8 protein-coding genes are annotated in these 12372 nt (G+C 32.1%); all 8 read right to left on the bottom strand.

What is annotated here, in order from left to right; all coding sequences use genetic code 11:
- Window positions 1–10: 10 nt before the first annotated feature.
- Genes rffA through JYK00_RS03720 form a run of 8 tightly spaced genes read right to left on the bottom strand, consistent with a single transcriptional unit; the run spans window position 11 to window position 12330 of the window.
- Window positions 11–1135 (bottom strand): dTDP-4-amino-4,6-dideoxygalactose transaminase, encoded by a 1125-nt coding sequence (rffA, locus tag JYK00_RS03755; RefSeq protein WP_207567354.1) that lies wholly within the window; start codon window positions 1133–1135, stop codon window positions 11–13.
- Complete coding sequence (gene rfbB / locus JYK00_RS03750) at window positions 1122–2180, bottom strand: dTDP-glucose 4,6-dehydratase (protein WP_207567353.1); 1059 nt, start codon at window positions 2178–2180, stop codon at window positions 1122–1124. Before rfbB ends, rffA begins: the two co-directional genes overlap by 14 nt.
- A gap of 14 nt (window positions 2181–2194) precedes the next feature.
- Window positions 2195–3064 carry a glucose-1-phosphate thymidylyltransferase RfbA gene (gene rfbA, locus JYK00_RS03745; protein WP_207567352.1) on the bottom strand — a complete coding sequence of 290 codons (870 nt, stop codon included), beginning with the start codon at window positions 3062–3064 and terminating at the stop codon, window positions 2195–2197.
- A gap of 13 nt (window positions 3065–3077) precedes the next feature.
- Window positions 3078–4952, bottom strand: a complete 1875-nt coding sequence (gene asnB / locus JYK00_RS03740; protein WP_207567351.1) for an asparagine synthase (glutamine-hydrolyzing) — start codon at window positions 4950–4952, stop codon at window positions 3078–3080.
- Window positions 4953–4960: 8 nt separating this feature from the next.
- Complete coding sequence (locus JYK00_RS03735) at window positions 4961–5959, bottom strand: radical SAM/SPASM domain-containing protein (protein WP_207567350.1); 999 nt, start codon at window positions 5957–5959, stop codon at window positions 4961–4963.
- Window positions 5960–5969: 10 nt separating this feature from the next.
- Window positions 5970–6905: a radical SAM/SPASM domain-containing protein gene (locus tag JYK00_RS03730; RefSeq protein WP_207567349.1), complete on the bottom strand. Its 936-nt coding sequence runs from the start codon at window positions 6903–6905 to the stop codon at window positions 5970–5972.
- 6 nt (window positions 6906–6911) lie between these two features.
- Window positions 6912–9740 carry a glycosyltransferase family 4 protein gene (locus tag JYK00_RS03725; RefSeq protein ID WP_207567348.1) on the bottom strand — a complete coding sequence of 943 codons (2829 nt, stop codon included), beginning with the start codon at window positions 9738–9740 and terminating at the stop codon, window positions 6912–6914.
- Window position 9741: 1 nt separating this feature from the next.
- Window positions 9742–12330 carry a sulfatase-like hydrolase/transferase gene (locus JYK00_RS03720; RefSeq protein WP_228288221.1) on the bottom strand — a complete coding sequence of 863 codons (2589 nt, stop codon included), beginning with the start codon at window positions 12328–12330 and terminating at the stop codon, window positions 9742–9744.
- Window positions 12331–12372: the final 42 nt, after the last annotated feature.

Genomic DNA, 12372 nt, shown 5'->3' with positions numbered 1-12372 from the left:
TCTCACTTTCTTATCTAAAAAATTTTTTTATCATAGTCACAATATAATTCAACTCAGATTCAGTAATAGTATTGTATAAAGGTAATCTTAAAATCCTGGAAGCTATACTTTCCGTCACTGGCAGGGAAACTTCTCCATAGTTTTTTCTATAATATGTAGATAGATGCAGTGGTATATAATGAAAGATAGCGTTAACTTTGTTCGATTTTAAGTAATTTCTAATCTTTTCACGCAATTTTTCCGTGGGAAACAGTACATAAAAAATATGATAATTTGTCTCAACATTTTCGGGGATTATGGGTAGTCTTAAAACACCTCTATTTTCTAAATCTTTTAGCTCTTCATAATAATATAACCAGGCACTTTTCCTCCTGTTTTGTATATGATCAATATTTTCAAACTGGGCCCACAAAATTGCTGCGTTTATCTCAGAAGGAATATAGCTTGAACCAATATCAACCCACGTGTATTTATCAACTTCTCCCCTGAAAAATTTTGATCTATCAGTTCCTTTCTCTCTAATTATTTCTGCCCTTTCTACAAACTTTTTATCATTTATAAGAAGGGCTCCGCCTTCACCCATTGTAAAATTTTTAGTTTCGTGGAAACTATATGTTCCAAAATGCCCAATAGTACCTAAAAATTTATCTTTATATTTTGCCCCAATTCCCTGAGCAGCATCTTCTATTACATATAAATTTTTTTCTTTTGCGATTTCCATAATAACATCCATTTCTGCTCCAACCCCAGCATAATGAACAGGAACAATTGCTTTAGTTCTGGAAGTTATTTTCTCTCTTATTAATTTTTCATCAATATTAAGAGTATCTTCTCTTATGTCTACAAATACTGGTCTTGCTCCTCGAATTACAAAGGCATTTGCTGTGGATACAAAAGTAAATGAAGGCATTATCACTTCATCACCAGGCCTTATATCAATTAAAAAAGCGCTCATTTCCAGAGCATGCGTACACGATGTGGTTAAAAATGCTTTCTTTGCTTTAAATCTTTCCTCTATGAACCTTTCACAATTTCTGGTATATTTCCCTCCACCAGCTATCTTCAAACTGTCATAAGCATCCTTTATATACTCTAATTCTTTCCCTACAAGGACCTGTTTGTTAGAAGGTATCATAGAACGCCCCCTTAAATCTCTTTGTCTTACTCATAACTTTTTTCATCCAATCCAGGTGATTTAAATACCATTCCACTGTCATCTCTATTCCTTTATCAAACATTATTTGCGGTTCCCAGCCAAGTTCTTTCTGTATTTTAGTAGGATCTATTCCATATCTTCTATCATGTCCTGGTCTATCTTTTACATGTCTTATCAACCGTTCATTTATCTTTTCATCTCCAGTTTTTTCTCTTAAGATTTCTATTATCTTTTTGACAATATATATGTTCTCTTTTTCATTATGCCCGCCTATGTTATATATTTCTCCCACTTTTCCTTTTTCAAAAACTACATCCACCGCTCGACAATGATCTTTTACAAAAATCCAATCCCTTATTTGTTTTCCATCTCCATAAACAGGTAGTTCTTTGTGACTTAAAGCGTTCCATATCATTAACGGTATCAGTTTTTCTGGGAATTGATACGGTCCATAATTATTTGAACATCTTGTTATATTTACTGGCATTTTGTATGTGTCATAATAGACTTTTACTATTAAATCAGCGCTTGCTTTACTTGCAGAATATGGACTGTGGGGATCAAGAGGTGTTTTTTCTGTAAAGTATCCCTTTGGTCCAAGTGAACCATATACTTCATCTGTTGATATTTGTAAGAATTTTTTTCCTCTTAGCCATTTTCCTTCCTTAAACCAGTGTTTTTTTGCTACATCAAGTAATGTCTGTGTACCAAGTACGTTTGTTTTCAAAAATATTTGTGGATCACTTATTGATCTATCCACATGACTCTCTGCCGCAAAATTTATCACTCCATCTACATCGTATTCCTCGAATACGCATTCAAGAAGTTCCTTGTTATTTATATCTCCTTTTATGAATTTGAATCTCTTCTTTTGTTCTTCAGTTAAATTCTCCAGATTGTCCAGATTACCTGCGTATGTAAGTTTATCCAGGCCTATTATTTTTCTATCCTTATACCTTTCAAGATAGTAATATACAAAATTACTTCCTATAAACCCAGCACAACCTGTAACAAGTATAGTCATGTTATCTCACCACTTCAAATTTCATACGCTATTTTTGACAAATATTTCCCATAATCTGTGTTTTTCATTTCATTTGCTAATTTTAAAAGCTGATTTTTACTGATATACCCCTGACGATATGCTATTTCTTCAATACATGCCACATACAAACCCTGCCTTTTTTGAATAGCTGAAATAAAATTACTTGCTTCAAGTAATCCTTCAGGTGTTCCAGTATCAAGCCAGGCTATACCACGGCCAAGAATTTTAACTTTCAATTTTCCAGCTTTTAAATATTCTTTATTCAAATCTGTTATTTCAAGCTCTCCCCTTTCAGAGGGCTTTAAATTCCGTGCAAATTCCACAACAGTTTGATCATAAAAATACAGGCCAGGAATTGCATAATTAGATTTTGGCTTTTCAGGTTTTTCTTCTATTGAAAGAACGTTCCCTCTATCATCAAATTCAACAACTCCAAACTGTTTCGGATTATTAACATAGTATCCAAAAATTACTGCTCCTTCATTCAGTTGTGAAGCATCTCGCAGTATTTGAACTAATCCCTGCCCATAAAATACATTGTCCCCAAGAATCAAACAAACTCTATTATCCTTAATAAAATTCTCACCTATTAAAAAAGCTTCTGCTATACCTTTTGGATATTCCTGAACAACATAAGATATTTCTATTCCAATGCGTGAACCATTCCCTAAAAGCTTTTCATATAACTCTATATGTTGTGGCGACGAAATTATAAGTATTTCCCTTATACCAATTAACATAAGCACAGAAAGTGGGTAATATATCATCGGTTTATCATATATGGGTAACAACTGTTTTGAAATTACCTTTGTCATTGGATAAAGTCTTGTGCCAAATCCCCCGGATAAAATTATTCCTTTCATATCCTATCACCCTCTAACCAAAATATACATCCCACCACACTTGAAACCCAATTAGTGTCCATATCTTTGAGGCAAGCACATAATCGTTTTCTTTTTTGCCATAATAATTATCCAGTATTCTTTCTACATAGCCCGGATTAAGCATCCCATGTTTTTTTAACTTTTCGGAATTTAAAAGTTCATAAACATAATCTTTCATATACAATTTTAGCCAATAATAATTTGGAAGTACAAATCCCTCTTTTTTTCTATTAGTAACTTCTTCCGGCAAAAATTCTTGAACAGCGTCCTTTAAAAACTTTTTCACCACACCTTTATTTATTTTCCAGGTTCCAGGTAATCTACTTACAAATTCTACCAAACGGTAATCTAAAAATGGACTTCTTACCTCTACAGAATGTGCCATAGACAAAAAATCCACAAAAGCTAACACCTGGTCGGGAAATATGGTTTTTAACTCATATTCAAGTATTCTATTTAATGGATCACCTGCCGTTAAATCGTTAAATTCTTTTTTTATTAATTCAAAAGTATTAAAATTACCATTATTTTCATAAAAACTTCTTTCCAAAAGTTCATTCTTTTTTTCAAAATCATCAAAAACAAATAAAACGTATCTCATTCTCATAAGATCTCCATTAGTTTTCTCAAATATTTCTCTAAGAAACTTCAGATTTTCATCAAAAGGTTTAAGTGTTTCAAGTTCTTCAACTGTAAGACTTTTTTTTCCTTTTAACTTTGCGTAATTTATTAAAGGTTGAGCCAACCGGTGTGTTAAATAACTTCCAAAAAGTTCATCGGCACCATCGCCAGAGAGAGCCACCTTAACATGCCTGGAAACAAGTTTATTAAGAAAATATGGAGATATCGTTCCAGCAAAAGGAGCATCAAAAGCTTTTATTACTTTAGAAAAATCATTAATCAACTCATTTGCATCCATAATATACTCATAATGATGTGTTCTAAAAATTTCCGAAACAAATTTTGAAAACTTGAGATCCTCAAATTTCCCGGATGGTGCATTTGAATATCCAAGTGCAAATGTTTTTAAAGAATCAAGATATCTTGAAGCTATCGATACAACACTACTTGAATCTACACCACCACTAAGATACGCTCCCACTTCCACATCGCTACTATTAAGTCTAATTTTAACTGCATCTATAAATAGTTCTCTAAATTCTTCCAGTGCTTCTTCATAACTTTTAAAATTATGCTCCTTAAAATTTAACTCCCAGTATTTATGAAGAGCCACTTTTTTAGTTCTAAAATCATATTCCAGAATAGAAGCCGGTCTTAAAGCAAATATGCTTTTGAAAGGAGTCATTGGAGAAGGCACATGTCTGAAACTTAAATAATGATATAAAGCCTCAAAATCTGGTTCTTTACGAACTTCTGGATGCTTCAATATAGATTTTATTTCGGAAGCAAAAATAATTTCTTCATTTATTAAACTATAATATAACGGTTTTTGTCCAAGCCTATCTCGAATAAGATACAACTTTTCTTTCTCCGAATCCCATAGTGCAATCGAAAACATGCCATTTAGTCTTTCAGGAAATTTTATTCCATATTCTTCGTATAAATGCACTATAACCTCTGAATCAGAGTGATCAGACACAAAACGATGCCCTTTTCTTATAAGCTCTTTTCGCAATTCTTTGTAATTATATATCTCTCCATTAAATACCGCATGAATTTTTCCTGTTTCATTTTTCACAGGTTGTTTCCCTGTTTCCAGATCAAGTATACTCAGTCTTCTAAAACCTAATTTTATTTTTTTATCAACAAAATAACCATTCTCATCTGGTCCCCTATGCTGTAGAACGCTCGTCATAGGTTCTATAGCATCATGTGGGTTCCGAGTATAACCGCATATCCCGCACACCTATCCATTCACCTCTGATCTTCAATTTTTTTCTTTCTATTTTCTTCAGCTATCTCAACCAATTTGTAAAAATTATATGTCCATGTTCTATATTTTCTGTCAGTACATGTTCTGCACAGTTCTATTTCGTTCATTCGACCTTCTAAATGAAGTTTTCTAAGTTTTTGAAATTCCTCGCCTTTCCATATCTCTTTTATACTTTTTTCATGCACGTTACCAAGATGTGTACTAAAAGCTATGTCATATCCGCACATACTCACATTACCATATGTATCTATATTTAGCCTTTCAAAAAGCCATGGACATGGTGCCTCATCTGGAAGATACGGTAGAGGATCCTGAGATTTTTCTGGATTCAAAAATCCCCAGGTTAAATATTTTCTCAGCTGAACATGATCAACTTTGTCTCTCCAAAATTTTTCTACCTCATCTATATCCACACCTTCTTGATTGATTGCACTAACAATAATCTTTGTAGAACTTTTCATCTCATTTCGCATTTTCACAAAATTTGCCACATTTTCCAGCAGAATTTCCCAGCTTAATCCTTTCCTTACACTCTCGTATGTCTTTTTATCTGCCGCATCCACACTGATTTCTATCATATCAACATTGGCTTTTAACAATCTATACGATTTTTCTTTATCAAGTAAAGATCCATTCGTTATGATTGATACCCTTGCACCTACTTTTTTTGCATACTCTGCAAGCTCAACCGCTTTCGGATGTATAAGTGGTTCTCCTCCACCTGTAAATCTTATGTATGCCCCGTATTCTCCACATTGATCTGCTATAATCTTAAAAGTATCTTCCCGAATATACAGTGCCTTTTCATATGAATTTCTTATCTCTGAATTTGTATAAGGACATGAAGGACACTTAGCATTACATACATAAGTTATACTCAAGACAACCATCATTGGAAATTCCTGCGCTTCTTTTCTTATACCATAACGATTTAAAGTGTGAACATAAAAATCAGTATACATTTTCTTTATTTTTTTCATACTATCACTCCTATGATATATATTCTGCGTAACCAGACTGCCAATCCTTACATTTTTTACACATTTCCGGAAGAATTTCCCACATTCCCTTCAGATGCACTTTCCTGAAATCTTTTAGCGCAGTGTTCCACACCTCTTTCAAACTTTTCTCGTTTATGTTTCCCATCTTTGTTTGACAATCAAGATCTATTGCACACAAACAAACAGACCCATCATGAGCTATATTCATAGTATTTAATCCCCAAAAACACGGGAGTCTTTTTTCAAATTCCTTCAAATTTTTCGCCTCTATTCTTCCTGCCCAGCTAACCTTGGGTCGAATTTTAACATTTACCCCTTTACCCCGCCAAAATTCTATAAATTTTTCTACCTCAGAAGAATTTTCTTCCATCTCAACAAATTGGACAAAAAGCCTTTGCCCGTCTCTTCCATAACGTTGTAAAGCTTTTTTATACAACAAAACTCCTTCCACAACACTATCGAAGTCCCCACCTACACGCAGCTTTTCATATGTCTCTTTATAATAAGCATCTATTCCTACATATAAAGCATCCAGACCAGCTTTCACAAGACGATCTGCCCAATTATTAAGAGGCAACAATACCCCATTACTATTCAACACAACATCTTTTAACCCTTTTTCCTTTGCATACTTAATCCTTTCATCAAGGTCTTTAAGAAGTAATCCTTCTCCAAAATATGTTATCCAAACCCTCGCATCTGGTCTCTCTTCGGCTATCTCATCTATTATTTTTTTGTACAATTCCCATTCCATAAATCCAGGTTTCCTGACCATATCTTTATGGGAACACATGGAACAACGTAAATTACAAAATGATACATTATCAATTAAAATGATACCTGGAAATTTCTCGTTAACTTCTCTTCTTATTCGTTCATCTACACGTTCTTTCACTGCCTCAAAATCGTATTTAAATCTTGACATTACTTATCACCTCCTGAAATTATTAATTATAAACTTTTCAAAATTGGTAATAAAGAACTCATAAGTCATTTTTTCTTTTGGAATTCTTCTACTATTTTGTAAACTATCTTTGAAACCTTTATCTGTTATTAGTTTATAAGCCATTTCGTAGAACTTATTTACATTATTTTCTCCCTCTCTGTATTCTGGAAAGTAATTTTCTGCATTTTCATAATAAATGATCGGAAGATACAAAGAACGACAATGTATATTTATCTTATTTTTACACCTGGAATAGAAACTTATAATTGGTAATCCAGCGTAATATGCTTCCTTAAAAGAAATACCACCTCCATTGGGAAATGAATTTATATAGTAATCAGCACTTTTTAAAAAACTTCTTCCATTTAAATCAGGTCCATGAAGTATTATTTTTTTATTTTTTAAATAAAAGTCTGGCACATATTTTCCCACACTTTTTTTATCAGGACCTATAAAAATAAATCGTAAATCTTTCTGGATATTTTCAAGTAATTCTAAAACTACTTTCCAGAATTCCTTGTTCATATATTTTATCGCCCGTCCTACTGAAATTACTACCTCGCTATTCCTCGGTAGTCCATAAAAACTTTTAACGTCACGAGAATTTTCTATAATTTCTCTATCAACAGCATTAATAAATTCAAATAATTTTGTCTTTTTCAAACCTCCATTTAACAAATGTTCTTTCTCTTTTTCTTCCAGCATTAAAAAATCTATTTTATCCAAAAAATACTTTTCTAAATCCTGCAACATCCACTGTCCAATTACAGGTACAATTTTTCTAATAGCAGGATACATAAACATCATCAACGGTATCAAATAAAATGACTGAATAATTACTACATCCATTTTTTCCTCTTTAATATATGTAAGTATTTCGTTTGCTCTTTGAATAAGATTTTTACTTGATGGGATGTAATACTTAATGTTATATTCTTGCAACATATTTTTAGCAATCCTGGAATTTTGAAAAAAGTTTTCAGGCAAAACACTTATAAAATGATATTCAAAGTGAAGATCTTTACTGGCTACCACTGCTTCGAATATATGCCTAAAAATTACCTGAAAATAATCCAAACCATTTAACAAAAAACCTACTTTAATTTTCGAATTTGCTTTTAATAAGTTGCTTTTTCTGTGACTTTTATCGCTGATGTTTTCAAATACTTTTTTTCCTTCTTTATGAAAATATTCTGGTATAACATCTGAAATGTATGAAAACCTATCGTAATTTCTCATATTTCTATACAAAGAATAAGAATAATATTCCATCTTAAAATCCACAGGGAAACGACTCTTTACAATAAAATCTTCCAGAAATTTTACATAGTCTTTTTCAGAAATCTGTGATAAATAATTTAGATGTTTATCAACTTCATCCAAATTGTTTAAGTCTGGTTCCTTTTTTATTTCTGAAATTTTCAAATTGACTGTTTTTTTCAACTTACTAATTAACTTCCTAACCTGAGTTATTTGATTATCCAGCAACCATCCTTTCTTCCGAACAAAATTTCTATAATATTCTGAATCATATTCCTTACTGGCTATTATTTTGCATGCCTTATCTATATCGTTAAATATCCAACGCTGTTCATAAAGTTCTTTCGCTCCATAAAAATTATGAATCACAGGTTTTATGCCACGTGCCATTGCTTCCATAATATTGTACGGATGACCTTCATGAATGCTTGTAGAAAGCAAATAATTTTTATCTTCCCACCATTCCTCCATATTATCAACCCATCCATAAAATATCACGTTATTTTCTAACCCCATTTCTTTCACCATATAATCTAAATAAAGATCAAGCACCAATTCTTGAAAATCACCGGCTATATGTAGTTTGTATCTTTTGTCTATGGCTATTAATTTTTTCATAATTTGGAGTGCTAGCTGTATGTTTTTCCTGCTATTAATATATGCTGCAAAAGCAATATTATACCCTTTATTTCTCTTTTTAAACGACACTGTACTTAAATCTATCCCATTATAAATTACTTCTATCTGTGTTTTCTTTCCAATTTCGGGATGATATTTTCTTATAACTTCTTTCATAGAATGAGACACCAATACCAGGGTAGATATGTTGTTCCATCTAATCATTTCAGGAAATTCTCTAAAAGCTTCATACCTATGTAATCTTACAATTGCAGGCTTCCCTTCAATTCCAGAATAATTGCTTCCAATAATTGCTACTTCATTTGCCCATTCAAACCACACTATATCTGCCCAATCTATTGCTCTATAGACTTCTTCATTCTCTGTAACTAAAAACTTCTTTACCCAGTATTCATCGCTTATGCCGTATATTATACCGTTTAAAAAATGTCCCAATCCTTTTTGGCATACAAATGCCACTCTCGTTTTCTTTTTGGACTCTTCTATCTTCTTTTTTAAGTAGCTCATTTTTTCTTTCACTTGAAAAACTAAATTTTCCGGAACATTTTCCAGGACTCTTTTAAGGTATTCTATAGCTTTTTCAAAATGTCCTTCAAAAATATATAAATCACATAGCATATCGTTAATTTCCCAATTATGAGGATCGAGACTAAGGTATTTTAGTGCTATGTCTTCCAACTTATCCCACTTTTTTATTTCGTGGTAAATATGGGCAAGATTAAAAAGTGCATCTAAATTTTTCGGTTCTATTTTAATTGCTTTTTTCAAAGCAGCTATTGCACGATTCTTTTCTCCCAGATTGTAATATGCCAGGGATAAAGCTACGTAATCACTTGCTGTCCTGGACTTTAACTTTGAAAATGCTTCGATTACTCTTTTAAAGTCTCCGTTTCTTAAATACCCAGTTATATCCATGCTAATTTCCTCTCCCTGATTTAAATTTTAAGATTTTTTTTATTTCTTTAATTTGTTTCTTTAACGAATACCTTTCAACAAAACTCCTGTATTCCGCGGAATTATAATCACCTGAGATTATAAATTGAACTGCCTCATCTATCGTATCGAAAAGTAAATTTTCAGGATATAACCTTTCTGCTCCATAAAAACTGTGAATTACCGGCTTTATACCCCTTGCCATTGCCTCTATTATGGCAAAGCCAAAACTTTCAAACACACTTGTAGAAAGTAGATAATTTTTATCTTTCCACCATTCTTCCATATCATCTATCCATCCATAAAATATCACATTTCTTTCTAATCTCATTCTCTTAACCATGTGCTTTAAATAAAGTTCGTAACGCCTTTCCTGAAAATCTCCAGCCACATGTATTTTGTAACGCTCATCAACTTCTGTTAATTTCTTAATTATTTGGATTATCATTTCAGGATTTTTTTTGTGATTTATATGAGCAACCCACGCTATATCATATCCTTTTTCTTTTTTTTCAAAAGAGACGTTATCCAGATCTATTCCATTATAAACAACTTCCCAATTAACTTTTTCTAAAATTCTCGGAAATGATCTTTCAAAAATTTCCTTAATATGAGGAGCTACAAAAATTATCTTATTAACATTGTTCCAGTTTATTTTCACAGGATACGTTGTAAATAACTCATAACTATGCAGTCTTACAAATACTGATTTGCCAACAATTTTTGGATAATTAGTACCGATGATAGCCACTTCATTTGCCCATTCAAACCATATTATATCTGCCCAATCTATCGCCGAATATATCTCTTTTGAATTATTAACTCTATATTTTTTCACCCAATATTCACTACTTAAACTTTTCACTATATCATCCAAAAAACTATCTAACCCCTTCGCGCATATAAATGCTAATTTCGGTTTATTCTCTACTTCCTTTTCTTTTGATTTTAAAAAATGTATTTTTTCACCTATCTCAGGTAATATTTCCTTTGGAGCAAAGTTCAAAGCTCTCTGAAGATATTCTATTGCTTTTTCAAAATGTCCTTCAAATGCATAAACATCGCACAACATATCGTTAATCTGCCAGTTGTTCGGATCAATTTCAAAATATCTTTTAGCAACATCGTATAATTTGCTCCATTTTCGCATTTCATGATAAATCTGCGAAAGGTTAAAAAGAGCATCGAGGTTGCCAGGATTAATGGTAAGAGCTCTTTTTAAAGCAGTAATAGCTTCATTCCTTTTTTTAAGATTGTAATATGCAAGAGATAAAATTACATAATCTTTATCGGTCTTTGGCGCAACCTTCTTAAAAAACTCTACTACTTTACCATAATTTTCTCCTTTCAACTCCGATAGTAAAAACCCTTCGCCCCTGTTACCTTCATTTTCCTTTTTGAATTCCTTCTTGTTTGAAAGCTTATTTCCAACTATAACTTTTAAACGATTTTTAAGTTCATTTTTAAGAATTTCTTTGACATAATTTTTTATTTTCTCTGGAACACTTTCGGGTTTGAGTTCATATGGATCTTTTTGTAAATCAAAAAACGTCTCTTTTGTATCAAGCATCATATATTTCCATTCTAAAGTTCTTACACAATAATTCCTTACACCTCTCATAGCTGGATCATGCCGTGGAGAGTTTTTCTGCCTGAAACTTTCTGCATAAATAAAATCTCTTTTTTTCTTTACAAAATTTAATCCCTGCCACTCTTTTGGTTTCTCAAAGCCCAGAGTATCTACTAATGTAACCGGTAAATCTATTAAAGAAATCAGATTATTTTTTACACTTTTAAACTGCTCTCTCAATTTTTCTATATTTGTCGCAATCATAAACGGAACGTGCAAAATTTCATCGTATAATTTTGGTAAATGGTCAATATTGCCATGTTCCATTAACTCTTCTCCATGGTCAGATGTTAGTATCAAAATATATTTTTCAGCATGCTTTCCAACAAAATCCATAATCTCAGATATTCCAACTTTCAAATGTTTTAACACTTCTGCCCTTAAATTCTTGTAATCTGATAATTCTCTGCTATCAAATTCTAATTTTTTACTCTTTTTTTGATACACCTTCAAGGCTATTCGCCTATATTCTTCACTCAAATATTTAAAATGATCCCATCTTCCATGTAAATCCATAAAATGTAACCACGAAAATATTTTCTCACTTTTTACTTCATCAATCCATTTAAAAAAGTCACTCAATATATCATTGTAAGATGGTATATATGTACTTAGACCTGTCATAGTGTTTTGCTTAAATCTATCTTTAAAAAAATCAAAACCAACATCATAACCATTAACATCAGAGCAGTACACATTGCCTCCATTATGTCCAAACGTTGCATATCCATTAGATTTTAATACCTCTGCAAGTTTTGGAACGGAAGGTCGATATACAGCAGGATAACACGAAGCAAAAATCCCCGGAAATACAAATGGAGTACTCGTTCCTGTTGCAAAAACATTTTTAAAATCTATAAACCCTCCATCATTTTCGAGCAAAAATATTTTATCATCGTATCTCATAGTATCTATTGTTATTAGCACTAACGCTTCTTTCACTTGTTTCAAATAAATACCTCCTCATTAGCCTTACTTTAATTC

Source organism: Thermosipho ferrireducens, from assembly GCF_017358165.1.
GTDB classification, from domain to species: Bacteria; Thermotogota; Thermotogae; order Thermotogales; family Fervidobacteriaceae; genus Thermosipho_B; species Thermosipho_B ferrireducens.
The sequence above is the reverse complement of the archived record's forward strand: the minus strand, read 5'-3'. Positions and strand labels throughout refer to the sequence as shown.